We start from the raw sequence: 25,733 nt of genomic DNA, 5'->3' as shown, positions 1-25,733 counted from the left end.
GCATAAGCAAGGATTTTATTGTCGTAAAAGGTGCTAGAGCACATAATTTGAAAAATATTGATGTAACCATTCCGAGAAATCAGCTTGTTGTTGTGACGGGATTGTCTGGTTCAGGGAAATCATCATTAGCGTTTGATACGATTTATGCAGAAGGGCAGCGCAGATACGTAGAATCGTTATCTGCGTATGCGCGTCAGTTTTTAGGACAAATGGATAAGCCGGATGTAGATACGATTGAAGGATTGTCACCAGCGATTTCAATCGATCAAAAAACGACGAGTCGTAATCCACGTTCAACAGTTGGAACGGTAACGGAGATTTATGATTATTTACGTTTATTATTTGCGCGAATTGGTACGCCAATTTGTCCGAATCATGGTATTGAAATTACATCACAAACAGTAGAGCAGATGGTAGACCGTGTACTTGAATATCCTGAACGTACGAAATTACAAGTGTTAGCTCCTATCGTTTCTGGGCGTAAAGGTGCACATGTGAAAGTGCTTGAAGACATTAAGAAGCAAGGATATGTTCGTGTACGTGTTGATGGTGAAATGCTTGATGTATCTGAAGATATTGCGTTAGATAAAAATAAGAAGCATTCTATTGAAGTTGTAATTGACCGTATTGTTGTAAAAGAAGGGATTGCAAGCCGTCTTGCGGATTCACTTGAAAGTGCATTAAAGCTTGGCGGGGGCCGAGTGTTAATTGATGTAATGGGAGAAGAGGAACTTCTATTTAGTGAACATCATGCTTGTCCGCATTGTGGCTTTTCAATCGGAGAATTAGAGCCGCGCATGTTCTCATTCAATAGTCCATTCGGGGCGTGTCCTTCTTGTGATGGACTTGGTTCAAAGTTAGAGGTGGATTTAGAACTTGTCATTCCGAATTGGGATTTATCATTAAATGAACATGCGATTGCGCCTTGGGAGCCGACAAGCTCACAATATTACCCACAGCTTTTACAATCTGTATGTAATCATTACGGCGTTGATATGGATATGCCTGTGAAAGATATACCGAAAGATTTATTTGATAAAGTGTTGTACGGAAGCGGTGAAGAGAAAGTTTATTTCCGCTATGTAAATGAATTTGGTCAAGTAAAGGAAAATGAGATTTTATTTGAAGGTGTTATTCCAAATATCGAACGTCGTTATCGTGAAACGAGTTCTGATTATGTCCGTGAGCAAATGGAAAAGTATATGGCAGAGCAAGCTTGTCCGAAGTGTAAAGGTGGACGCTTAAAGCCTGAGAGTTTAGCTGTTTTCGTTGGTGATAAAACGATTGCTGATGTAACGAAGTATTCTGTTCAAGAAGTACAGGAATTCTTCTCGAATGTGGAGCTAACGGAGAAACAACGAACAATTGCTCATTTAATTTTAAGAGAAATCCAGGAGCGCGTTGGATTCTTAGTGAACGTCGGTTTAGACTATTTAACGTTAAGTCGTGCTGCAGGAACTTTATCAGGTGGTGAGGCGCAGCGTATTCGTTTAGCGACACAAATCGGTTCTCGTCTTACTGGCGTACTTTACATTCTTGATGAGCCTTCAATCGGTTTGCATCAGCGCGATAACGATCGTCTTATTCGTACGTTGCAAGAAATGCGCGATTTAGGAAATACGTTAATTGTCGTTGAGCATGATGAAGACACGATGATGGCTGCTGATTATTTACTTGATATCGGACCTGGTGCAGGTATTCACGGTGGCCAAGTTGTATCAGCGGGTACACCAGCTGAAGTGATGCAAGATGAGAATTCGCTAACAGGGAAGTATTTAAGCGGTAAAGAGTTTATTCCGGTTCCACTTGAAAGACGTAAAGGTGACGGACGTAAAGTGGAAATTGTCGGTGCAAAAGAGAATAACTTAAAGAATGCAAAGATGTCATTCCCGCTTGGTACGTTTGTAGCGATAACGGGTGTATCTGGTTCCGGTAAAAGTACGATGATTAATGAAGTACTATATAAATCATTAGCGCAAAAGTTATATAAAGCGAAAGCGAAGCCAGGTACTCATAAAGAAATTAAAGGTCTTGAGCATTTAGATAAAGTAATCGATATCGATCAATCGCCAATCGGGCGTACACCACGTTCTAATCCAGCGACGTATACAGGTGTATTCGATGATATTCGTGATGTGTTTGCACAAACGAATGAAGCGAAAGTGCGCGGATATCAAAAAGGACGTTTCAGCTTTAATGTAAAAGGTGGACGTTGTGAAGCGTGCCGTGGTGATGGAATTATTAAAATCGAAATGCACTTCTTACCAGATGTATACGTTCCGTGTGAAGTTTGTCATGGTAAACGTTATAACCGCGAAACGTTAGAAGTGAAGTATAAAGATAAGAACATTTCTGAAGTGTTAGGGATGACAATTGAAGATGGAGTAGAGTTCTTCGCTAATATCCCAAAAATTAAGCGTAAACTTCAAACGCTTGTAGATGTAGGGCTTGGTTATATGAAATTAGGGCAGCCAGCTACGACGTTATCTGGAGGAGAAGCACAGCGCGTGAAATTAGCTTCTGAATTACACCGTCGTTCTACTGGGCGTACGTTATATATTTTAGATGAGCCAACGACTGGTTTGCATGCCCATGATATCGCGCGTCTTCTAGAAGTGCTGCAACGCCTTGTTGAAAGTGGCGAGACAGTTCTTGTTATTGAACATAATTTAGATGTAATTAAAACAGCTGATTATATCGTTGACCTTGGACCAGAGGGCGGAGATAAAGGTGGGCAAATCGTTGCTTCCGGAACGCCAGAGCAAGTAGTGAAAGAAGAGCGCTCGTATACAGGTAAGTATTTAAAAGAGATTTTAGTTCGTGATAAAGCGAGAATGAAAGAAAAAATAAAAGAAGTAGAATTATCACAATAAGTGTATTACGAAAAACCGAGTGGAAATGACACTCGGTTTTTCGTTCATAGGGGGAGAAGATGGAGTTTGTAGATGGTTTAAGAAAGAAAAATATGAAAGTAAGAGAGTTTCAAAGTTGGGGTGTATATTTTCGCAAGCGCTGGGAGGATAACTTTGCAAATCATGTAAGTGATGAGGAAAAGGAAGACATCTTTCTGTATGGAGATAAGTATGCATGTGGGTATCTTTGGCACATATTTAGTTATGAGAAAAAGAAGTGTTTAGATGGGAAAGAAGCGGAGAACGCGTTTCATAATGTAGTGAAAAAGAATTGTTACATATTCTATCAACATTGTGAGGAAGTCATACTAATAACGGATGCGAGTTTATTACATATGGATGATATATTACGGGAGACGGATGATACATATAAAGGTGATATCTATATTGTAGACAAAGATTTCACTTGGACCTTTGTGAAAACTCATGAACATAGATGGTGTGGCCCTTATTTTGCTGGGGAAATGTTAGTAGGTATACAAGCATGAAGAGTAGAATAAATTGATATAAGTGTTTGTATGATACTTGCGTTTATTATCTATTAGCGTATGATGAAATATATATGTCAAAAGGATGTGTAAGAAAATGAGATGGATTGTATCACTTCTTGTAAATAGCGTTGTGTTAATCGCTGTATCGGGACTTTTAAAAGGGATTGCACCAGACGCGTTTTACGTAGCAAATATACAGACTGCAATTATTGCGAGTATTATCTTGGCTGTTTTAAATGTGTTCGTAAAACCGTTTTTAATTTTAATTACGCTACCGATTACTCTTGTAACTTTCGGGTTCTTCTTAATTGTTATTAATGCGATTACGTTAAAAATAGCAGATTCATTATTAGGAGATGCATTTAATATATCAGGGTTTGGTGTAGCAATCGTTGCGGCAATTTGTATTTCTATTTTTAATATGATTATTGAAAAGGCAATTGTGGAGCCACTATATGAAAAAAAGAGAAAATGACAAAAAGAAAAACATTTCATGATGTATATGAAATGTTTTTTTCTATTTATTAGAAACCGTATTTCTTGTTTCCAGAAAAAAATGGTACAATATCCGGTAGAATGGAATTTTACATCAAATGAGACTGAACCCGCAGCGGAGTGGAGGTTTATACATATGCCGAAAGTAAGGACAAAAGATTTAATTGAACAATTTCAATTGGAGTTAATAAGTGGTGAAGAAGGAATTCATCGTCCGATTGATACAAGTGATTTATCACGACCTGGAATTGAAATGGCAGGATTTTTCACATATTATCCAGCTGATCGCGTGCAGCTTCTTGGAAAGACGGAGCTTACGTTCTTTGACACATTGACGTCAGAGCAAAAGCAAGAGAGAATGAAAGCGCTTTGTACTGAGGAGACGCCATGTATCATTATAACTCGTAATCAAGATGTACCAGATGAGTTACTGCATGCATCACGTGAATCAGGCATGCCTTTATTACGTTCTGCTCAAACGACAACAAGATTATCAAGTCGTTTAACAAATTATTTAGAAGGTAAGTTAGCACCAACAACAGCTGTACATGGTGTGTTAGTAGATATTTACGGTGTTGGTGTTTTAATTACAGGTCAAAGTGGTGTCGGTAAAAGTGAGACAGCTCTTGAGCTTGTAAAACGTGGTCACCGTCTTGTTGCGGATGATAGTGTAGAAATTCGCCAAGAAGATGAAGACACATTAGTAGGAAGCTCACCAGATTTAATTGAGCATTTATTAGAAATTCGTGGTCTAGGTATCATTAACGTTATGACGTTATTCGGTGCAGGGGCAGTGCGAAATTATAAGCGTATTACACTTGTTATTAATCTTGAAATTTGGGATCAAAAGAAAAATTACGATCGCTTAGGTCTTGATGAAGAGAAGATGAAGATTATTGATACAGAGCTTACGAAGATTACACTTCCAGTTCGTCCTGGTCGAAACTTGGCTGTTATTATTGAAGTAGCAGCGATGAACTTCCGTTTAAAACGTATGGGAGTCAATGCAGCACAACAGTTCTCTGAACGATTAATGAGTGCGATTGAGTTAGGAAATCAGGAGTAAACTTTGGAGAGGGGGGTCATACATATGCTGTTAGGTTCTGTACCACAGCTTGACCGTGTAGCGATTCAACTTGGGCCGTTTCCTGTTTATTGGTACGGGATTATTATCGGTACAGGCGTGCTATTAGGTCTTTGGCTAGCAACTCGCGAGGGAGAAAGACTAGGTATTCCAAAAGATACATTTGTTGACCTTGTATTAATTGCAGTACCGATCGCTATTCTATTTGCGAGAATGTACTATGTTATTTTTGAATGGGAATATTACGCGCAAAACCCGAGTCAAATTATTAATATTCGTCAAGGTGGCTTGGCGATTCATGGTGGTTTAATCGGGGCTGTTATTACAGGGATTCTTTTTGCGAAACGACGCGGGGTTTCATTCTGGAAGTTGGCTGATATTGCTGCGCCAAGTATTTTACTAGGACAAGCAATTGGTCGATGGGGAAACTTTATGAACCAAGAGGCGCATGGTGATGAAGTAACGAGACAGTTTTTAGAAGGACTTCATTTACCGGATTTCATTATTAATCAAATGTATATTGAGGGTGTTTACTATCACCCAACGTTTTTATATGAATCATTATGGAATTTTGCAGGTGTCATTTTATTACTTGCATTACGAAAAGTGAATTTACGACGCGGGGAATTATTCTTCACATATTTAATTTGGTATTCAATAGGGCGCTTCTTCGTAGAAGGCTTACGTACAGATAGTTTAATGTTAGGACCACTTCGTATCGCACAAGTAATGTCAATTGGACTTGTTGTTATTTCTATTATTTTCATTATCGTGAGACGAAAAATGGGGCAAGCTGATAAAAGATATTCGGAAAATTAGAGAAAAGTAGCATCTTATTATAAGATGCTGCTTCTTTCATATTCAGGAAAGAGAAGGGACTAAGGCAATGAGAATAAATACAGTGTTATTTGATTTAGATGGAACTTTAATTAATACAAACGAACTTATTATTTCTTCTTTTTTACATACGTTACATACATATTATCCAAGTCAATATAAGCGTGAAGATGTATTGCCATTTATTGGCCCTTCTTTACATGATACTTTCAGCAAGATTGATGACAACAAGGTTGAAGAGATGATTACATGTTATCGTCAATTTAACCATGATCATCACGATGAATTAGTGGAAGAATATGAAACTGTATATGAAACAGTTCAAGAGTTGAAGAAGCAAGGCTATAAAGTTGGTATTGTTACAACGAAAGCGAGACAAACCGTTGAGATGGGATTAAAGTTGTCAAAGCTTGATGAATTTTTTGATGTTGTCGTGACAATTGATGATGTAGAGCATGTGAAACCACATCCAGAGCCACTTCAAAAAGCGCTTGAGTTATTGGATGCAAAACCGGAAGAAGCATTGATGGTTGGGGATAATCATCATGATATTGTCGGCGGACAAAATGCGGGCACGAAAACAGCTGCGGTTTCATGGACGTTGAAAGGTAGAGCGTATTTAGAGGCTTACAAGCCGGACTTTATGTTAGATAAAATGAGTGATTTACTACCGATTTTGTCTAATATGAACCGTTCATAAAGGTCCAAGTAAGTTAGTAGGGGTGTGTTTCTCTACTAACTTACAGTTTCACTTTTTAGTAGAGGGGCGAGCTAAGTGCGACGGACAACGCGCTATCCTGTTTCAGGAGAAAATTCATTATGGAATGTGTATAAAACAGTGTCTTTTTGGAAGGTGATGAAGAACTTTATTATTATCCAAATTGCGCGTTATACGCCATTTTTATCCGTCAAGAATTGGTTGTACCGCACGTTTTTACGGATGAAAGTCGGAGAGAAAACATCATTTGCGCTTATGGTAATGCCGGACATTATGTTCCCAGAAAAGATAACTGTGGGAGAAAATTCGATTATCGGCTATAATACAACGCTTTTAGCACATGAATATTTAATTCGCGAATATCGACTTGGAGAGATCGTCATAGGAAATAAAGTGATGATTGGAGCAAATACAACTATATTACCAGGTGTGGAAATTGGGGATGGCGCGATTGTTTCAGCTGGCACACTTGTTCATAGAGATGTACCAAGCGGCGCTTTCGTGGGTGGAAATCCAATGCGTGTTATTTATACGAAAGAAGAAATGGATGCTAGAGAAGGTTGATGCTAAAAATGTAACATTTCTCTTCTTTTTTAATGAATAAAAAGGAAATAATTGAGTATAATATACTGTTTTGTTTTTTACGGAATCGTTTATACTTATAGATAGAAGAATGTGTGAACGAAGAAAACAAAAAACTGGAGGATATATGGGGAAAAATCAAGGAATATATAAGGAGAACGGACAAGTTATCTCTTTTAATCAATTAGCGGACTTCTTTTATAAAAAAGGGATGAGAGCTTACAAAGGGCAAAAATTGCAAGATGCAATTAAATATTTTCGAAGAGCGGCACAAAGTGAGAAGGAGCCGTTTATTTTATGCCAATTAGCAACAGTATTATCTGAGGCTGGTGAATATCAAGAGTCGAATCAAATCTTCTTTAAGCTTGTTAGATCTAATCCAGAACTTGAACAATGCTATTATTTTATTGCAAATAATTATGCATATATGGGGCTATTTCAGCAGGCGAAAAAGTATGCGGATCGCTATTTAGAAGTTGCAGAAGAGAAGGAATTTGTAGAAGATACATTAGAATTACTTGAAATTATGGAAGAAGAAGCGATGGGTGAGGAAGAGATTGAGGATGAAGACGATCTAATTGTTATGCAAGAAGAAGCGAATCGTTATATTCGTAACGGACAATTGGAAGAAGCAATTGCTACGTTGGAAATTGTTACAAAAGATTATCCGGAATTTTGGTCGGGTCATAATAATTTAGCCATTGCACATTTTCAATCTGGTAATGTAGATAAAGCTCTGAAGTTAACGGAAATGATTTTAGAGAAAAATCCTGGTAATATACATGCGCTTTGTAATACGCTTATTTTCCTATATTCAATTGGAGAGCATAAACAAGTAGAAGCGTTAGCGGAGCAGTTAGTTTCAGTATATCCGATTTCGTTCGAGCATCGTTTGAAACTTGGAACGACACTTGCAACAATTGGTCATTTTGAGCCTGCATATAAATGGTTCAAAGTATTAAAGCGTCAAGGATATGAGGGAGACGTTAGTTTTTATTATTGGTTTGCATATTCTGCTTATATGGTGAAAGATCAGCAAGTAGCTGAAAAAATGTGGCAGCATGTTGTAGAATTGCACCCTGATAAAAAGGGAAAAGAACCGTGGAATGCGCTGAATTTAGCAGATGAAGGACAAAACGTATTATTTGAAGAATTACGAAAATCATTTCAACAAAGTGCGACGCTAGAGGAACAAATGCTAGCTTTATATTTAATGAATGAATTGTCAACGCCAGAGAAGGTGGGATTCTTCTTTGATGTAACGCAGGCGAAGAACGGTGTTCCAATCGTATCGCAACTTGCAAAGTATTTCTTTTTACTTAATAGCCATAAGAGCATTCCAGCTGATTTACAGCAATTTGAACAGTGCGCGCAAATTGCGGATGCTTTATATAATTATACGAAAAAAGATGATGAATTAATCGAAGAGTGTTTACAATTTTGGTTTTGTACGTTCATACGTTTATATACATCTGGGGCAGTTTTTACAAATGTATACGGCTGGTCAGCTGCGGTTGAATATATTGTGCGCGGCGAACAAGGAAATAAGATGACACAGTCGGAACTTGGGGATGTATATAATGTATCTGTAGCGACTGTTCGAAAGTATGTGCAGGCTGTTAAACGTACGCACACATAGGGTAAGCAAATCATTGGGAAAAAAATGATGCTAACAGTATAATGAGGGTAACTTAATTGTGTAGGAATGAATAGGAGTGAATAGTGTGTCAGAAGAAAAAATTTATGATGTCATTATTATTGGTGCAGGACCAGCTGGTATGACAGCTGCAGTATATACATCTCGTGCGAATTTAAGCACATTAATGCTTGAGCGTGGTATCCCAGGTGGCCAAATGGCAAACACAGAGGATGTAGAGAACTATCCAGGTTATGAGTCTATTTTAGGACCAGACTTATCAAATAAAATGTTCGAGCATGCGAAGAAATTTGGTGCTGAATATGCATACGGTGATGTGAAAGCAGTCATCGATGGTAAAGAATACAAAACAATTATTGCTGGTAAAAAAGAATATAAAGCACGTGCAATTATCGTTGCAAGCGGTGCAGAGTATAAAAAAATTGGTGTGCCAGGCGAAACAGAACTTGGCGGCCGTGGTGTATCATATTGTGCAGTATGTGATGGGGCTTTCTTTAAAGGAAAAGAACTTGTAGTTATTGGTGGTGGAGATTCTGCTGTTGAAGAGGGTGTGTTCTTAACACGCTTCGCATCAAAGGTAACAATCGTTCACCGTCGTGACACTCTTCGTGCACAGAAAATTTTACAAGATCGTGCTTTCCAAAACGAGAAAGTTGATTTCATTTGGAATCACACTATAAAAGAAATTAACGATGCAAATGGTAAAGTGGGAAGCGTAACACTTGTAGACGTAAACAGTGGAGAAGAGAAAGAAGTCAAAACTGATGGCGTGTTCATATATATCGGTATGTTACCACTATCGAAACCATTTGTTGAACTAGGTATTACAAATGAAAATGGTTACCTTGAAACAAATGAGCGTATGGAAACGAAAGTTCCTGGTATTTTCGCCGCTGGAGATGTTCGTGAAAAAATGCTACGTCAAATTGTAACTGCAACAGGTGATGGTAGTATCGCAGCACAAAGTGCACAACATTACGTAGAAGAATTATTAGAAGAACTAAAAACAGTATCAGAAAAATAAGGGATAATATGCCTTTTGAAAAGAAAGCTACCGATAGGGGCTTTCTTCTTTTTTTTTTGAAAATGTCAAAGTTTTGTCAAAAAATATTAGGATTATAAGCTTTCTTATTGATATACTGGACTTTACGGAAAAATTACTATAAGAAATGAGGAATTTATTCAGTATGGAATGGCGTAATATATATCGTGGATTTTGTATGGGCGTTAGTGATTTAATTCCTGGTGTGAGCGGCGGTACAATCGCTGTTGTGTTAGGGATTTATGAACAATTGCTTGCGGCAATTAGTGGATTCTTTAGTCGTGAATGGAAAAAACATTTAGGGTTTTTAATTCCCCTTGCAGCTGGTGTGGCAGCAGCGTTTTTAACGTTAAGTCACGTTATTAAATATTTACTTGCAAATCATTATGAACCGACTCAATTTTTCTTCCTCGGTTTAATTATTAGTATATTACCGATGTTAATGAGGGAAGCTGATGCAAAGTCGTCGTTTAAAGGTAAGCACATTGTTTTATTAATAGTTGCAGCAATTCTTGTTGCAATCACAGCTTTCTTTAAACCAGATAAGGCAGCAGATCCAATTACGACGTTAACAATTTTAAATGCAATTGGTTTATTTTTCGCAGGATGGATGGCTAGTATGGCTATGTTGCTTCCTGGAATTAGCGGATCATTTATTTTATTAATTATTGGTGTGTATCCGACAGCAATTAATGCTTTAACTACACTGAACTTACCTTTAATCGTAGTTATCGGTGCCGGTGTTATGGCGGGGTTTGTTGTAAGTAGTAAAGGAATTAGTTTCTTGTTAGATTGTTATAAAAGTATGACATTTGCGGCAATTATTGGACTTGTTATCGGCTCGATTGTAATTGTGTTCCCTGGTATTCCAACTGGAGGATTTTCAATTATAAGTTCAATTATTACCTTTATTTTAGGATTTGCGATTGTTACTTATTTCGGTAAGAAATAAGGACTTTAATCCCCTTGGCGATAAAAATCGTTAAGGGGATTTTTCATGCTATTCATTGAAAGTCTAGGCATTTACATTGCTTGTTCTAAAAAGCTTTTTTAAAATTGTTGAGTAGCATGTGCTTAGCGAAAGAGGACTGGCTCCTTCGTTGTAGCAAACTGTTTTTGATAGTATAATGAAATGAGTATGCAGTGAGAAATTTACTGCAAGTAGCTGAGGTGAAGAAACATGCAAAGAGTGACAAACTGTGTGTTAATTAGAGATAATGAAGTACTCTTACTCCAAAAACCTCGCCGAAATTGGTGGGTTGCACCAGGCGGGAAAATGGAGCGTGGTGAGACAGTAAGAGATTCCGTTGTTCGCGAGTATCGTGAAGAAACAGGTATTTATTTAAAGAACCCAGCGTTAAAAGGGGTCTTCACCTTTGTCATCCAAGAAGGTGATAAAGTTGTTTCTGAATGGATGATGTTCTCCTTTTTAGCGACAGATTTTGCAGGAGAAAACAAACTAGAGAGCGAAGAAGGCATCATTGGTTGGCATACATTTGACAAAATTGATGATTTAGCAATGGCACCAGGAGATTATCACATTATTGATTATTTAATTAAAGGAAATGGCATAATCTACGGTACATTTGTATATACCCCAGATTTTGAGTTGCTTTCATATCGATTAGATCCGAGTTAAACCGTCAAGGAGAGGATACGATGACAGAGAATAATGATATAAAAATGGTAATTATTACAGGAATGTCTGGAGCTGGAAAGACAGTAGCTTTACAAAGTTTTGAAGATTTAGGATATTTCTGTGTAGATAATTTACCACCGATGTTATTGCCGAAGTTTATTGAGCTTATGGCGGATTCAAAAGGGAAAATGAATAAAGTGGCACTTGGCGTTGATTTACGTGGCCGAGAGTTTTTCGAACATTTATGGGGAGCACTTGATGATTTATCAGAACGTACATGGATTATTCCTCATATTTTATTCTTAGATGCGAAAGATGGCACGCTTGTAACTCGTTATAAAGAAACGAGACGTTCGCATCCACTTGCACCAACTGGTTTGCCGTTAAAGGGAATCGAGATGGAGCGTGGCTTATTAACTGATATGAAGGCACGAGCGAATATTGTGCTGGATACATCAGATTTAAAACCGAAAGAATTACGTGAAAAAATTGTTCATCTGTTTTCAACTGAAACTGAGCAAGCATTTCGTGTAAATGTTATGTCATTTGGATTTAAGTACGGTATTCCAATTGATGCAGATTTAGTATTTGATGTTCGTTTTTTACCAAATCCATATTACATTCCACATATGAAGCCATTAACAGGACTAGATGAAGAAGTTTCGTCGTATGTACTGAAATTTAATGAGACACATAAGTTTTTAGAAAAATTGACGGATCTTATTACTTTCATGCTGCCTCATTATAAAAGAGAAGGCAAGAGTCAACTTGTAATTGCAATTGGATGTACAGGTGGACAGCATCGTTCTGTTACGCTTACAGAATACCTTGGGAAACATTTGAAACCAGAGTATAGCGTTCATGTATCTCATCGTGATGTGGAGAAGAGAAAGGGCCATTAAGGGATGAAAAAAGAGAGAAAACCTAAAATTGTTATCATGGGAGGCGGTACTGGACTCTCTGTTTTATTACGAGGATTAAAACAATATCCAGTTGATATTACAGCAGTTGTTACAATCGCTGATGATGGTGGCAGTTCAGGTAGACTACGTGATGAGCTCGAAATTCCACCCCCAGGTGACATTCGTAACGTACTTGTTGCGTTATCAGATGTAGAGCCGCTGGTGGAAGCTTTATTTCAGCATCGTTTCACAACGGGAGACGGGCTGAAAGGTCATGCGTTAGGAAATTTATTATTAGCGGGTATGACCTCGATTACAGGAGACTTCTTCCATGCGATTACGGAAACGAGTAAAGTGTTAAATGTCAGAGGACGTGTATTACCGGCAGCTAACCAAAGTGCGGTACTTCATGCGGAACTAGAAGATGGAGAAATTGTAACAGGTGAATCAAAGATTCCTTATTCCGGGAAGAAGATTAACCGCGTCTTTTTAACTCCAGAAGATGTAGAGCCGTTACATGAAACGTTGGCTGAGATTAAACGAGCTGATTTACTTGTGTTTGGTCCAGGAAGTTTGTATACGAGTATATTACCGAATTTAGTTGTTAACAAAATCGGGGACGCTGTTCTTGCTGCAAAAGCGAAGAAGGTATATGTGTGTAATGTTATGACGCAAGCTGGTGAAACGATGGGATATACTGCGTTTGACCATGTGCAGGCGTTACATGATCATTTAGGTAAACCATTTATCGATACTGCAATTGTAAATAACCGTGATATTCCTTGTGAATTACGTCAGTTGTATGAGGAAGAAATGTCGGCACCAGTTGTAGTAGATGAAGAGCGTTTTACAGAGAGCAATATTGATGTCATTCAAGATCAATTAGCGAAGTATGATGATCGTGTTGTAAGGCACGATACATTAAAACTAGCTTCTATTTTATATTCACTGTTGTAGATGTGCGTTGCCTCGTTTGAGGTAACGCTCATCATTTCATATAGGACAAGATTTTTGTTCCAAAGTAATCGTATAAGGAGGTGTTGACTGTGTCATTTGCATCAGAAACAAAGAAAGAGCTAACGAATCTTGAGGTGAAGGAATGCTGTGAGAAAGCAGAATTATCAGCGTTACTTCGAATGAACGGATCGCTTTCTTTTTCAAACCGTCGTCTATCTATCGATATTCAAACGGAGAATGCGGCAATCGCAAGAAGGATTTATACGCTTTTGAAAAAAGGATATGACGTGACGGTAGAATTACTTGTTCGTAAAAAAATGCGATTGAAGAAAAATAATGTATATATTGTGCGGCTTGTTGAGAAGTCTCGCGAAATATTAGCTGATCTTCATATTGTTCGAGACGACTTTTCGTTTATCCGAAATATATCACAAGAATTGATTGAGAAGAAATGTTGTAAACGATCGTATTTACGTGGTGCATTTTTAGCAGGTGGTTCAGTAAATAACCCAGAAACATCATCTTATCATTTAGAGGTCTTTTCGTTATATAAGGAACATAATGATGCTATATGTGAATTGATGAACGGATTTGATTTAAATAGTAAGACGTTGGAAAGAAGAAAAGGGTACATTACGTATTTGAAAGAAGCAGAAAAGATTACGGAGTTTTTAAATATTATAGGCGCTCATAATGCACTTTTAAGATTTGAAGACATTCGAATCGTTCGCGATATGCGTAATTCAGTAAATCGTTTAGTGAACTGCGAAACAGCCAATTTAAATAAAACAATTGGTGCAGCGCTAAGGCAGATTGAAAATATCCGTTATATTGATGAGACAGTTGGTCTTGATATATTACCAGATAAACTGCGAGAAATTGCACAATTACGAAGAGATTATCAAGATGTAACATTGAAAGAGTTAGGCGAGATGGTATCCGGGGGGAAAATTAGTAAATCGGGTATTAATCATCGTTTGCGTAAAATCGATGAGATTGCAGAGAAATTACGCGCGGGGGAAGCGGTAGCAAAAAAATAAGAGGTTAAAGGGGAAATGGAGCTGTGGTTCAAAAACGAGTTAAGGTTTCATTAAAAAACGGTTTACAAGCACGTCCGGCTGCGTTGTTTGTACAAGAGGCCAATCGCTTTCATGCGGATATCTTCATCGAGAAAGATGGAAAGACAGTGAATGCAAAGAGCATAATGGGGATTATGAGCTTAGCAATTGGAACTGGTAGCATGATAACAATTACAACAGAAGGTTCAGATGCAGAAGAAGCTTTAGAAGCATTAGCTGCATATATACAATAAGAAGCTATCGCGCATGTGCGATAGCTTTTTTGTTTTGTTATTTGGTGTTGGGAGTCGGGTATGTAGGGGGTGCATGCTTGTCGAGGATTGTCGGTAAGTCGATAAGTTGTGTCGAATCGTCGATATATTAAAATAATCGCCGATATAATTGGAGTTACGGTCGATATATTTGAAAAATCGTTGATATATTTAGGGTTATACTAGGTGGGGTATGTGAGCAGGGAACAATATATAAAAGAAGCGCCCAATTATAGGGCGCTTCCGCTTTTAGTCTATCCAGCTCCAGCGGCTAGAATCTCCGGTCGTTTCGCCCCTTCATTCGAGGCAAAAAGCGCCTCGGAATCAGGGGCTCCATCGCCCTGCGATTCTGAACGAGCCGCTTCCGCTTTTAAGTATTAACGATTTGTAAAGATCTTATCGATTAAGCCGTATTCTAGAGCTCTTTCAGCTGTCATGAAGTTGTCGCGGTCTGTGTCGCGTTGTAGTACTTCAAGTGGTTGACCTGTGCGGTCAGCAAGAATTTGGTTTAGTTTTTCACGTAAGAATAGGATACGTTTTGCAGCGATTTCGATTTCAGTCGCTTGACCTTGTGCTCCGCCAAGTGGTTGGTGAATCATTACTTCACTGTTTGGAAGTGCATAACGTTTTCCTTTTTCACCTGCTGCAAGTAAGAATGCACCCATAGATGCAGCCATACCGATACAGATTGTTGATACTTGTGGTTTAATAAATTGCATTGTATCGTAAATTGCCATACCTGCTGTGATAGAACCACCAGGGCTATTGATGTAGATGTGAATATCTTTTTCTGGATCTTGAGATTCCAAGAATAAAAGCTGGGAAACGATTGAGTTAGCTACGTTGTCATCAATTGCACTACCAAGCATAATGATGCGGTCTTTTAATAGTCGAGAGTAAATATCGTAAGCGCGTTCTCCACGATTTGTTTGTTCAATTACTGTAGGAATTAAATTCATCTGTTATTTCCTCCTTCTAAAGCTTTCTTAGTCTTATAATACAATTATGGTCAATAAAGGTCAAACGAAACCACTTTAAATCAAAAAAATATGTAGTTGTACCATGAATTATTCGCTATGTTTTTGAAATTCCCTGCTTATGTATCTTCAACATCATAACCGAATTACATAAATTTAAACGTCATGAAATCTGTAGTAAAAAGAAAAGAACGCCTTTTTACTGAAGCGTTCTTGTGATATCTATTCTTTTAAAAGATAGGTTACTTTATTTAAAATCTTTTCGATGTGTTTCGCGTTTTTACTATACATTTCGCTTGCTGATTTCGACTTTGTTTCTAGGGAAAATAGTTCAAGATCAGCATGACATTTTTTTAAAGATGCTAATAATAAAGGCTTGTTTTGAGGAGAAGGCATTTGTAGTTTGTCATTATAAATGTCGATAGTAAGTTGTCCGTATGAATCCACTTGACCGAGAAAGACATTTTCAATAATAACACCGAGCTTTTCTAGTTCAGAATGTAACCAAGCACGGTTATGTCCACTAGAGGATAGAGGTTCATCTAAGACATTGCCATCCATAATAACAGTTTGTGGTTCTTTTTCATTCGGTACTTTTAAGCCAACGTCTTTTGCTGTAAGTGGTTGGCGATCTTTCTTCAATAATACATTTAATTCTCCGCTCGGTTCTAGTACGGCAAATTCAACATCAGCTACGCTGAAAGCATTTTTTCCACGGAGTAGTTCCAGTAATTCGTCACTTGTATATTTTTCTTTCTTTAAGTTGTCTTCGAGTATCTTTCCGTCTTTTATTAATACGGTAGATTTTCCTTCAAAGAAGTCGCGAGCTGTTTTGTTCTTTAAAGAGAGGATTCCTGTGAAAAAAGGTACCACAGCGAAAATGAGTATCGCAAAGACGCCGTGGAAAAATTTTGAATCGAGCCCCGTAGATACTTGGGCAGCGATGTCACCGATTGTCATTCCGGCTATGTATTCAAAAAAGGAGAGCTGAGAGATTTGTCTTTTCCCTAACCATTTCGTAATAGCGAATAAAATAATTAATATGAATACAGAGCGAAGAATGACAAGTGTCCATTCCGGCAGGTGAGACATAGTCATTTCCTCCAGTCTACTTAAAACCCTTTATATTGAGGTTCTTCACGTTCTAATAATGAAACTCTATTCTGTAAATCAGCGATGATGCTGTCCATTTCTAACATACATTCATGAAATACGCGTTTTGATTCCGCGTCCTGTGAATGTAGTGAAAGGGAGCTTAAACTTGCTTGAGCGCCCCTTACACTAGCAAGGCAGGTTTTAACGCTAGCGATAACTGTCATACAAACACCTCTTATCCTTTCGGTTTGAATAGTAATGCACCAATGAACCCGAATATGATAGCAGCAGAAATACCAGCGCTTGTTACTTTAAACATTCCGGTAATGACACCGACGATGCCGTGTTTTGCAGCTTCTTCCATTGCGCCGTGAACGAGGGCGTTACCGAAACTTGTAATAGGTACAGTTGCCCCGGCTCCAGCAAAGTCGATTAATGGTTCATACAGGTTGAATCCGTCCAGTATAGCACCGGCAACAACGAGTGTTGCCATTGTATGAGCGGGTGTTAGCTTGCCAACATCAAACATAAGTTGGCCAATTACACATATGAGTCCGCCGATGACGAAAGCCCAGAAAAAAATCATTGCGTTGCACCTCCAAATTCAATCGAAACGGCGTGAGCGATACACGGAATCGTTTCTTCTTGTTGGAATGTAAGTGGAGATAGTAAAGCGCCTGTCGCAACGACAAGTATTTTTTTGAATTCTCCTCTTTTCATTCGGTTTAATAAATGACCGTACACGACTGTAGCGGAACATCCCGGTCCGCTAGCACCAGCTATGACAGGTTGCCCTTCTCTATAAATGAGTATGCCGCAATCTTGAAACTGTTCGCTCGTTACTTTTGTTCCGTGTTTATGTAGTAAGTCATAAGCAATTTCGCGACCGACATGTCCAAGATCACCTGTTACAATTAAGTCGTAATAAGAGGCGTCAATTTGTCGTTCGCGTAAATGGGCCTCAATCGTATCGACAGCTGCTGGGGCCATCGCACCACCCATATTAAAAGGATCTGTTAATCCCATATCAATCACTCGTCCGATTGTTGCAGATGTTACTCTAGGACCATGTCCAGTGTCGCTTAAAATAGCTGCGCCAGCTCCAGTTACTGTCCATTGTGCGGTAGGAGGTTTTTGACCGCCGTATTCAGTTGGATATCGGAACTGCTTCTCTACAGCAGCGTTATGACTAGATGCCCCGGTTAATAAATATTTTGCGCCTTTTGCATTTACAATACTTGCCCCGAGCGCTAATCCTTCCATGGAAGTAGAACATGCTCCGAATAATCCGAGATATGGTGTTCCGAGTGTACGGCAGGCAAAGCTTGTTGGAGTGATTTGATTAATTAAATCTCCTGCAAGTACGAATTGAATATCGTCTTTACGAAGCTTGGCTTTTTCAGTAGCGCGGCTACAAGCTTCTTCGAATAAAATTTTATGGGCTTTTTCATAGGAATCCTGTCCGATCCATAAATCTTCATGGAGGATATCGAAGTCTTCTGGAATGTTTCCTTTTGCTTCAAACGGTCCACCAACGACTCCTGTCGAAATAATAACGGGTTTATTTTCAAATACCCACGTTCGGTGTCCTTGTAACATTTATAGCCCTCCCCATTGAACGAGAATCGTTTTAATAAGTGCGATGACGAAAGCTGAAAATACACCAAACAAAATAACAGAGCCGGCTAATTTAAACATATTTCCTCCAACGCCGAGTACGAACCCTTCTGTTCGGTGTTCGATACATGCGGCAATAACAGAGTTACCAAATCCAGTAACGGGTACAGCTGTGCCTGCTCCAGCAAACTGCCCAAAGCGGTCATATATACCAAAACCAGTTAGTAACATGGAAATGAAAATGAGAGTTGCGACTGTTGGATTTCCTGCTGAACGCTCAGTGAAGTCAAAATATGTGATATAAAACGTAGAAATGAGTTGTCCGATGAAGCAAATAAAACCACCGACGAAAAAGGCTTTAATACAATTTTTCAAGACAGGACGCTTCGGTTCGCGTTCTTGCTCGAATTTTTTATACTCTTGTTGCACAGGGGTTAAGTTCTTATCTTTACTAGACATTGCGATCCTTCCTTTTCTATTAAAAAGCGTTAAGTGTTAGACTCCATTTTTTTCCCAATGAGTTTTAATTGCTTATTGATCTCGTCTTTAGACACTTCTTTTTTCTTAATTTTGCTCTCAAGCTTTTCGAGTAACATAAAGATTTTTTTATCAGTACTTACACGAACATCGAAAGTAGGATGCTCATCACTTAGCTGCTTTTGAAGCTTCTTACGCAGAGGCTTTAATCCAAACCTTTCGTGATGCTCAGGTAGAACTGCTATGTAGAGATCCAAATTTGAATTCACTGCTGTGCTTTTTATAATTTCATCCATAGCGAGAGCCCTTTTCTTGGCTCCTTGTGATATAGATTGATTAAAGGATTCCGTACTCGTCTTTGTTAGTTTGGGACCTTTTTCTTTCTCCGTTCGCTTTGCTTCTTCTTTCACTTTTTTATCTAAGGGACTATTATCACATCCGGTAAAAGAGCTAAATAGAAGGGCAAATAATGCGGTTATGAGACCGAGTTTTCGCATGATTATCATTCCATTTCTATTGCAATATGTAATGTGATAGAAAAAGGATGACTGCATATCATCCTTTTTCTATTTCACAGCATGACTAATCCGTTATTGCTGTGAGTATTGTGGTTCTTCTTGTTGGACTTCTTCAACGCGTGGATTTAAAGAATCGATAATCGTTTGCGTTTGCTCTGCAGCTGTTTGGAAAAGTTGCTTCGCTTGTTGGTTATCCGTATCAAGAGCGAATCCCTCTAAGCTAGCTTGTGCACTTTTTAATCCAGAAACAGTTTGCTTTAGTTTAGTAATTACAGTCATTGAATGAAGCCCCCTTTGGAATATCAATTCAAAGGTTATAATTTGTGAGTTGGGGTGAATTTATGATTGGAAAATTTAGGGGATAGTACTTTGTTAATATATTCCTAACTAAGGTGCATAAAGGATTACTGGGATATTTTTATTGATTTAGATGGATTTTATTGCTATTATTATGAAAAGAAAATGAAGTATTTTCTATAATCATGCGCCCATAGCTCAGTCGGATAGAGCGGTGGTTTCCGGTACCACGTCTGCCGGGGGTTCGAATCCCTCTGGGCGCGTTATGTATTGTTGGTGTTACGTGTTGAAAATAAATAGTAAATTTAAAACAACCTCTTGTATGTGATTAGAAATAATCGTGTATAGGGGGTTTTTGTTATGGACCTACAAGGTACTTCTGTTAATTTTGTAATGAGTTTATCCTAAAATTATCTAAAACTTATAGTATGAGGGGATTGCAGGTGCGTAAAATTAGTGGATATTTAAGTATTTTAGGGGATAACGAACGTAGAACCGTTGCTGTATCTGATTCTGGTGAAATTACAGGCGATGAAATGTTGAAATTCATGTTAAATATGGAATTGCACTATAAAGAAATTGATAGGGATTGTTTTGGACCTAGTCACTATTTGCCTAGCGGAGACTACCATAAGGATTTAATAGCGATTGTCTTTACGGCTGAAATGATGTTAGACGACATGGAATTAGAAGGTGAATGGCCTGCTGAAGAAGGGGATGTTATATTTAACGAAGCATAATGAATCTATCTGCATAAAAAGGTCTGCACTTACAAATATAAGTGCAGACCTTATTTATTAACACTTGTTATATCTGATAATAAGATTTACTATTAGTATGTGGTGATAATTTTATCGCGCTATTATTTTCTTTCAATATTATTCAAATTTCGGTTGTAAGTTGTAAATCTCATTAATACATATAAATTAATAATATTTTGGAATGGGTGTCTGTGATAGCATTCTCCTTTTACCAAACTTATTGTACAATAGAAACAAGGGGGAGATTAGTTTGAAGGCAAGTCTTTTACAAGAACAAAGCTTACGTTTGGCAATGACACAAGAGTTAAGGCAAGCGATTACAATGCTCCAGTATAATGTACAAGAATTATCAGAGTTTTTGTATGAGCAATCGTTAGAGAATCCCCTTATTGAGTTAGGTGGTTTTGAGAGGGAGAAGAAAAAGAGCTCTAACAACAGTAAAAGTACCAGCAAACAAGTCGAGAATCAGATGGAAATCTACAGTGTGGATTCAACAACGATTCAGCAACATTTATTAAATCAAATACAGTATTATAAAATAGATGAAGAAGAGCGAAAAATAGCTTCTTTCATTATTATGAACATGGATGGAAATGGGTATTTACAAGAAACGAACGAAGAGTTAGCGGATCTCCTTTCCGCACCGATTCATGAAGTCGCCCGCTTTGTAGAGCTTGTCCAATCACTCGAGCCAGCAGGGGTAGGAGCGCGTAATATTCAGGAATGTCTAACTTTACAATTGAAGCGCTTACAAAGACGGAATGGATTAGCGGAAGAGGTTATAGAGGATCACTTCGCTTATTTCGTGAAGAAAGATTGGCGAAAGCTCGTTCAAGTGTTGAAGTGTAGTAATGAAGAATTGCAATCGGCGGTGAACTGTATTACGTCATTACAGCCGAAACCAGGTCTTGCGTTTTCTTCTGAGAAACCGCTTTATATTGTGCCTGATATGGCGGTGAAAAAAGATGGTGATCGTCTCGTTTTACAAATGAACGAGAGAAATATGCCGAGAATTGAAATTCATTCTGAGTATAGTGCGCTTCTGAATAATAGTGAAAGTGAAGTAGCATCTTATGTATCAGAAAAGTATCAGCATGTGCAGTGGATTATGCGCAGTTTAAAACAGAGAAAACAAACGCTTCTGCAAGTGATGACTATTATTATGGAAAAACAACGTGATTTCTTCTGGGAAGGTCCAGAATATTTAAAACCGCTTGCTTTAAAAGAGGTAGCGGAAGAGTTAAGTGTGCATGAATCTACAATTAGTCGTGCAACGCGAAATAAATATGTGCAAACACCACATGGTTTATTTGAGATGAAATCTTTCTTTAGTAATGCTGTTTCGACTACTGAAGATGAAGCAGTTTCTACAAAGCGTGTGAAACGATTTATCCAAAAGCTTGTTGAGGCGGAGAATAAGAAAAAGCCACTTTCAGATCAAAAGATTTCAAAATTATTAGAAGAAGAGCATGAAATCGTTATTTCTCGAAGAACAGTGGCGAAGTATAGAGAACAAATGCACATTCCAGCGTCATCATTACGAAAAACGATCGGATAGGTGAAGAATATGAAAGTTGTACTGTATACAAAAAAAGATTGTGGCCTTTGCGTGCAGGCGAAACAAGTTTTAGAGGAAGTACAATGTGAATATTCTTTTCAAATCGAGGAAATAAATATATATGAAGATAATGACCTTTTAGAAAAATATCACCTAATGATTCCGGTGGTAGAAATAGGCGGAAAACAAGTAGAATATGGTAACATTCACAAAGGTGTCATAATAAACTATATAAAGAATGCAGTTAAGAGTTGAATAAGTTTCTATCTCCTGTTACAATAATACACGTAGCAGGGATTATTTTTTTAACCTATGTGGGACACAAAATGTCACTACGGGACGTAAAGTGACCACGAGGAAAAATGAACCAATGTAGTGAGGAGAAAAGATATGCGCTCATGGATTCAGAACACAAAAAAATTATTACCTGATCTGCTACCTGTTATGCAAACGAGAATGCAAATTCTTCAATACATTAGGCTCATGCAGCCGATTGGAAGAAGAAACTTGTCAGCAAGTCTCGGTATGACAGAACGAGTATTGCGAAGTGAAGTTCAAGTTTTGAAAGAACAAAACTTAGTTCACGTCGCTTCTTCTGGAATGACTTTGACAGAAGAAGGAACAGCTTTAGTTCTTGCTTTGGAAGACTTTATGAAAGAAATTTCCGGGTTAAAGGTTTTAGAAAAGCAACTTAAGGAAACATTAGACTTGGATGAAGTTTTCGTTGTCCCTGGTGATAGTGATGAATCACCTTGGGTCAAACTGGAGATGGGCCGTGCTTGTGTGACTTGTATAAAAGACCGTCTGACAGCGAATAATATCGTTGCTGTGGCTGGAGGAACTACGCTAGCTGCTGCTGCGGACATGATGCAGCTTGATTGCAAAGATTTACATATGCTATTTGTCCCAGCGCGTGGTGGAATTGGAGAGGGTGTCGAATTAGAAGCCAATACCATTTGTGCCAAGATGGCACAAAATACGATGAGTAATTATCGCTTATTGTATGTTCCAGACCATGTTAGTAGCGAAGCATATGCGTCTATTGTGACAGAGCCTTCCGTGAAAGAAGTTCTTGAGTTGATTCGATCTTCCAATATCGTCATTCATGGAATAGGTGATGCGTTAACAATGGCACGTCGCAGAAATACTTCAGAAGCAGATTGGTTAAAGATTCAAGCAAGCGAAGCAGTAGGCGAAGCTTTCGGTTACTACTTTAATGAACAAGGAAATGTTGTTCATAAAGTAAGAACAGTTGGTATGCAACTTGAGGATTTACAACATGTATCTCACGTTGTTGCAGTCGCTGGAGGTTCTTCAAAGGCAAAGGCAATACAGGCTGTAATTAAACAAGGGCATACTTCAATTCTAATTACAGATGAAGGTGCAGCAAAACAGTTAACAAAGGGTATTACCCTTTAATATAATCCCCCAAGGAGGAAATTCAAATGACTAAAATTGGTATTAATGGATTTGGACGTATCGGACGTAACGTATTCCGCGCAGCTCTTAACAACTCTGAGGTAGAAGTAGTAGCAATCAACGACTTAACAGATGCTAAAACATTAGCTCACCTTTTAAAATATGACACAGTTCACGGAACTTTAAATGCAGAAGTATCTGCTAACGAAAACAGCATCGTTGTTAACGGTAAAGAAATTAAAGTTATCGCTGAGCGTGACCCAGCTCAATTACCATGGAGCGACTACGGAGTAGAAGTAGTAGTAGAATCTACTGGCCGTTTCACTAAAAAATCAGACGCTGAAAAACACTTAGGTGGATCAGTTAAGAAAGTTATCATCTCAGCTCCAGCTTCTGACGAAGATATCACTGTAGTTATGGGTGTTAACCACGAACAATATGATGCAGCTAACCACAACGTAGTATCTAACGCTTCTTGTACTACAAACTGTCTAGCTCCATTCGCTAAAGTATTAAACGAAAAATTCGGCGTAAAACGCGGAATGATGACAACAATTCACTCTTACACTAACGACCAACAAATCTTAGACTTACCACACAAAGATTTACGTCGTGCTCGTGCAGCAGCTGAAAACATGATCCCAACATCTACTGGTGCAGCTAAAGCTGTAGCATTAGTATTACCAGAACTTAAAGGTAAATTAAACGGTGGCGCTGTACGTGTTCCAACTGCTAACGTTTCTCTTGTTGACTTAGTTGTTGAACTTGACAAAGAAGTAACAGTTGAAGATGTAAACGCAGCATTCAAAGCAGCAGCTGAAGGCGAATTAAAAGGTATCCTTGGATACAGCGAAGAGCCATTAGTATCTATCGACTATAACGGATGTACAGCTTCTTCTACAATCGATGCATTATCTACAATGGTAATGGAAGGTAACATGGTTAAAGTACTTTCTTGGTACGATAACGAAACTGGTTACTCTAACCGCGTAGTAGACCTAGCAGCATACATGACTTCTAAAGGTCTTTAATTCTTAATTATATAAGTAATCAATGACAAAACGAGGGAGAGGGTTTGTTCCCTCTCTCTCTTCTTTCGTTTTAAAAGCAAATGTGTTAAGCTTTTGAGTGGGTTTTGTCAATCCTAACTAGTAGTCGGAGGGAAATCCAATGAACAAAAAATCAATTCGTGACGTAGATTTAAAAGGTAAGCGTGTATTTTGCCGCGTTGATTTCAACGTACCTATGAAAGAAGGCAAAATTACAGATGAAACTCGTATCCGTGCAGCTCTTCCTACAATTCAATATTTAGTAGAGCAAGGTGCGAAAGTTATTTTAGCAAGTCACTTAGGCCGTCCAAAAGGTCAAGCAGTAGAAGAATTACGTCTTACTCCAGTAGCAGCACGTTTAGGCGAGCTTCTTGGTAAAGATGTTAAAAAAGCAGACGAAGCATTCGGACCAGTTGCACAAGAAATGGTTGCAGCAATGAACGAAGGCGACGTATTAGTTCTTGAAAACGTACGTTTCTATGCGGGCGAAGAAAAGAACGATGCAGAACTTGCGAAAGAATTTGCAGCTCTTGCTGATATCTTCGTAAACGATGCATTCGGTGCAGCTCACCGTGCTCACGCTTCTACAGCAGGTATCGCAGACTACCTACCAGCAGTATCTGGATTATTAATGGAAAAAGAGTTAGATGTACTTGGAAAAGCACTTTCTAACCCAGAACGTCCATTCACAGCTATCATCGGTGGTGCGAAAGTAAAAGATAAAATCGGTGTAATTCGTCATCTATTAGACAAAGTAGATAACTTAATCATCGGTGGCGGACTTGCTTACACATTCGTTAAAGCTTTAGGTCATGAAATTGGTCTATCTCTATGTGAAGACGACAAGATCGAACTAGCTAAAGAATTTATGCAACTTGCAAAAGAAAAAGGCGTAAACTTCTACATGCCAGTTGATGTTGTAATCACAGAGGAATTCTCTGAAACTGCAACAACTCAAATCGTAGGTATCGACTCTATCCCTTCTACTTGGGAAGGCGTGGACATCGGTCCTAAAACACGTGAAATTTATGCAGATGTAATTAAAAATTCTAAGCTTGTTGTATGGAATGGACCAATGGGTGTATTCGAAATGACTCCATTCGCAGAAGGTACAAAAGCAGTAGGACAAGCATTAGCAGATGCAGAAGATACATACTCTGTTATCGGCGGTGGTGACTCTGCAGCAGCTGTTGAAAAATTCGGTATGGCTGATAAAATGAGCCACATTTCTACTGGCGGCGGTGCGTCATTAGAATTCATGGAAGGCAAAGAGCTTCCAGGTGTAGTTTGTCTTAACGACAAATAAGTAGCAGCCAAAG

29 protein-coding genes and 1 tRNA gene are annotated in these 25,733 nt (G+C 38.4%); 22 read left to right on the top strand and 8 right to left on the bottom strand.

Annotated elements, in window-relative coordinates:
- Nucleotides 1-2: 2 nt before the first annotated feature.
- The 15 genes from uvrA to DN389_RS06535 all read left to right on the top strand — a co-directional run bounded on the left by uvrA (nt 3) and on the right by DN389_RS06535 (nt 14,628).
- Nucleotides 3-2,873, top strand: coding sequence for an excinuclease ABC subunit UvrA (gene uvrA, locus DN389_RS06605; protein ID WP_033662791.1), 2,871 nt, complete (start codon nt 3-5; stop codon nt 2,871-2,873).
- Nucleotides 2,874-2,932: 59 nt separating this feature from the next.
- Nucleotides 2,933-3,400: a DUF4275 family protein gene (locus tag DN389_RS06600; protein WP_098189362.1), complete on the top strand. Its 468-nt coding sequence runs from the start codon at nt 2,933-2,935 to the stop codon at nt 3,398-3,400.
- A 97-nt stretch (nt 3,401-3,497) separates the two neighbouring features.
- Nucleotides 3,498-3,878 (top strand): phage holin family protein, encoded by a 381-nt coding sequence (locus DN389_RS06595; protein WP_001267307.1) that lies wholly within the window; start codon nt 3,498-3,500, stop codon nt 3,876-3,878.
- Between the two features lie 156 nt (nt 3,879-4,034).
- A complete protein-coding gene (gene hprK / locus DN389_RS06590) occupies nt 4,035-4,964 on the top strand; it encodes an HPr(Ser) kinase/phosphatase (RefSeq protein ID WP_001127245.1) in 930 nt (309 codons plus the stop codon).
- Nucleotides 4,965-4,988: 24 nt separating this feature from the next.
- The gene (gene lgt, locus DN389_RS06585; protein WP_000924234.1) at nt 4,989-5,801 is read left to right on the top strand and encodes a prolipoprotein diacylglyceryl transferase; all 813 of its coding nucleotides are present in this window, start codon (nt 4,989-4,991) and stop codon (nt 5,799-5,801) included.
- 67 nt (nt 5,802-5,868) lie between these two features.
- Nucleotides 5,869-6,519: a pyrophosphatase PpaX gene (gene ppaX, locus DN389_RS06580; protein WP_088123735.1), complete on the top strand. Its 651-nt coding sequence runs from the start codon at nt 5,869-5,871 to the stop codon at nt 6,517-6,519.
- Between the two features lie 75 nt (nt 6,520-6,594).
- Entirely contained in the window at nt 6,595-7,101 is a 507-nt protein-coding gene (locus tag DN389_RS06575; RefSeq protein ID WP_098802151.1) for an acyltransferase, read from the top strand.
- Between the two features lie 145 nt (nt 7,102-7,246).
- Complete coding sequence (locus tag DN389_RS06570) at nt 7,247-8,758, top strand: tetratricopeptide repeat protein (protein WP_000517700.1); 1,512 nt, start codon at nt 7,247-7,249, stop codon at nt 8,756-8,758.
- An 85-nt stretch (nt 8,759-8,843) separates the two neighbouring features.
- Nucleotides 8,844-9,800: a thioredoxin-disulfide reductase gene (gene trxB, locus DN389_RS06565; RefSeq protein ID WP_001288065.1), complete on the top strand. Its 957-nt coding sequence runs from the start codon at nt 8,844-8,846 to the stop codon at nt 9,798-9,800.
- 163 nt (nt 9,801-9,963) lie between these two features.
- Nucleotides 9,964-10,770: a DUF368 domain-containing protein gene (locus DN389_RS06560; protein ID WP_149236930.1), complete on the top strand. Its 807-nt coding sequence runs from the start codon at nt 9,964-9,966 to the stop codon at nt 10,768-10,770.
- 228 nt (nt 10,771-10,998) lie between these two features.
- Complete coding sequence (locus DN389_RS06555) at nt 10,999-11,457, top strand: NUDIX hydrolase (RefSeq protein ID WP_001190080.1); 459 nt, start codon at nt 10,999-11,001, stop codon at nt 11,455-11,457.
- A 20-nt stretch (nt 11,458-11,477) separates the two neighbouring features.
- Nucleotides 11,478-12,359, top strand: a complete 882-nt coding sequence (rapZ, locus tag DN389_RS06550) for an RNase adapter RapZ (protein WP_000138461.1) — start codon at nt 11,478-11,480, stop codon at nt 12,357-12,359.
- 3 nt (nt 12,360-12,362) lie between these two features.
- Nucleotides 12,363-13,316 carry a gluconeogenesis factor YvcK family protein gene (locus tag DN389_RS06545; RefSeq protein ID WP_000712182.1) on the top strand — a complete coding sequence of 318 codons (954 nt, stop codon included), beginning with the start codon at nt 12,363-12,365 and terminating at the stop codon, nt 13,314-13,316.
- An 89-nt stretch (nt 13,317-13,405) separates the two neighbouring features.
- Nucleotides 13,406-14,356: a DNA-binding protein WhiA gene (gene whiA, locus DN389_RS06540; RefSeq protein ID WP_000006567.1), complete on the top strand. Its 951-nt coding sequence runs from the start codon at nt 13,406-13,408 to the stop codon at nt 14,354-14,356.
- Nucleotides 14,357-14,379: 23 nt separating this feature from the next.
- Nucleotides 14,380-14,628 carry an HPr family phosphocarrier protein gene (locus DN389_RS06535; RefSeq protein WP_000250305.1) on the top strand — a complete coding sequence of 83 codons (249 nt, stop codon included), beginning with the start codon at nt 14,380-14,382 and terminating at the stop codon, nt 14,626-14,628.
- A gap of 395 nt (nt 14,629-15,023) precedes the next feature.
- Here DN389_RS06535 and clpP read toward each other — a convergent pair whose 3' ends face one another.
- The 8 genes from clpP to DN389_RS06490 form a co-directional block, all read right to left on the bottom strand.
- Nucleotides 15,024-15,605: an ATP-dependent Clp endopeptidase proteolytic subunit ClpP gene (gene clpP, locus DN389_RS06525; RefSeq protein ID WP_001049163.1), complete on the bottom strand. Its 582-nt coding sequence runs from the start codon at nt 15,603-15,605 to the stop codon at nt 15,024-15,026.
- Nucleotides 15,606-15,845: 240 nt separating this feature from the next.
- Nucleotides 15,846-16,715: a DUF421 domain-containing protein gene (locus tag DN389_RS06520; RefSeq protein WP_149236929.1), complete on the bottom strand. Its 870-nt coding sequence runs from the start codon at nt 16,713-16,715 to the stop codon at nt 15,846-15,848.
- 20 nt (nt 16,716-16,735) lie between these two features.
- Nucleotides 16,736-16,942 (bottom strand): DUF1657 domain-containing protein, encoded by a 207-nt coding sequence (locus DN389_RS06515; protein WP_000215899.1) that lies wholly within the window; start codon nt 16,940-16,942, stop codon nt 16,736-16,738.
- An 11-nt stretch (nt 16,943-16,953) separates the two neighbouring features.
- Nucleotides 16,954-17,304: a stage V sporulation protein AE gene (spoVAE, locus tag DN389_RS06510; protein WP_000575918.1), complete on the bottom strand. Its 351-nt coding sequence runs from the start codon at nt 17,302-17,304 to the stop codon at nt 16,954-16,956.
- Nucleotides 17,301-18,317: a stage V sporulation protein AD gene (spoVAD, locus tag DN389_RS06505; RefSeq protein WP_149236928.1), complete on the bottom strand. Its 1,017-nt coding sequence runs from the start codon at nt 18,315-18,317 to the stop codon at nt 17,301-17,303. The genes spoVAE and spoVAD overlap by 4 nt, the downstream gene beginning before the upstream one ends.
- Nucleotides 18,318-18,794, bottom strand: coding sequence for a stage V sporulation protein AC (spoVAC, locus tag DN389_RS06500; protein ID WP_000095399.1), 477 nt, complete (start codon nt 18,792-18,794; stop codon nt 18,318-18,320).
- Between the two features lie 29 nt (nt 18,795-18,823).
- On the bottom strand, nt 18,824-19,309 hold the full coding sequence (locus DN389_RS06495; protein ID WP_149236927.1) for a hypothetical protein: 486 nt from the start codon (nt 19,307-19,309) through the stop codon (nt 18,824-18,826).
- Nucleotides 19,310-19,402: 93 nt separating this feature from the next.
- A complete protein-coding gene (locus tag DN389_RS06490) occupies nt 19,403-19,609 on the bottom strand; it encodes a DUF1657 domain-containing protein (RefSeq protein WP_000216160.1) in 207 nt (68 codons plus the stop codon).
- A gap of 205 nt (nt 19,610-19,814) precedes the next feature.
- On the opposite strand from DN389_RS06490, the gene DN389_RS06485 reads away from it, so the two are divergent.
- From DN389_RS06485 to DN389_RS06455, 7 genes are all read left to right on the top strand, one after another.
- Nucleotides 19,815-19,890 (top strand) — tRNA-Arg (locus DN389_RS06485).
- A gap of 180 nt (nt 19,891-20,070) precedes the next feature.
- Nucleotides 20,071-20,367, top strand: a complete 297-nt coding sequence (locus DN389_RS06480) for a hypothetical protein (RefSeq protein WP_088123731.1) — start codon at nt 20,071-20,073, stop codon at nt 20,365-20,367.
- Nucleotides 20,368-20,638: 271 nt separating this feature from the next.
- The gene (gene rpoN / locus DN389_RS06475; RefSeq protein WP_149236926.1) at nt 20,639-21,946 is read left to right on the top strand and encodes an RNA polymerase factor sigma-54; all 1,308 of its coding nucleotides are present in this window, start codon (nt 20,639-20,641) and stop codon (nt 21,944-21,946) included.
- Nucleotides 21,947-21,955: 9 nt separating this feature from the next.
- Nucleotides 21,956-22,201: a glutaredoxin family protein gene (locus DN389_RS06470; RefSeq protein ID WP_000869731.1), complete on the top strand. Its 246-nt coding sequence runs from the start codon at nt 21,956-21,958 to the stop codon at nt 22,199-22,201.
- Nucleotides 22,202-22,336: 135 nt separating this feature from the next.
- On the top strand, nt 22,337-23,365 hold the full coding sequence (gene cggR / locus DN389_RS06465) for a gapA transcriptional regulator CggR (RefSeq protein WP_001258183.1): 1,029 nt from the start codon (nt 22,337-22,339) through the stop codon (nt 23,363-23,365).
- Between the two features lie 26 nt (nt 23,366-23,391).
- The gene (gap, locus tag DN389_RS06460; RefSeq protein WP_000161234.1) at nt 23,392-24,396 is read left to right on the top strand and encodes a type I glyceraldehyde-3-phosphate dehydrogenase; all 1,005 of its coding nucleotides are present in this window, start codon (nt 23,392-23,394) and stop codon (nt 24,394-24,396) included.
- A 139-nt stretch (nt 24,397-24,535) separates the two neighbouring features.
- Nucleotides 24,536-25,720 carry a phosphoglycerate kinase gene (locus DN389_RS06455; RefSeq protein WP_001036333.1) on the top strand — a complete coding sequence of 395 codons (1,185 nt, stop codon included), beginning with the start codon at nt 24,536-24,538 and terminating at the stop codon, nt 25,718-25,720.
- Nucleotides 25,721-25,733 lie beyond the last annotated feature (13 nt).

It is taken from the genome of Bacillus sp. AY3-1 (genome assembly GCF_008368785.1).
Lineage (GTDB): Bacteria > Bacillota > Bacilli > Bacillales > Bacillaceae_G > Bacillus_A > Bacillus_A wiedmannii.
The sequence above is the reverse complement of the archived record's forward strand: the minus strand, read 5'-3'. Positions and strand labels throughout refer to the sequence as shown.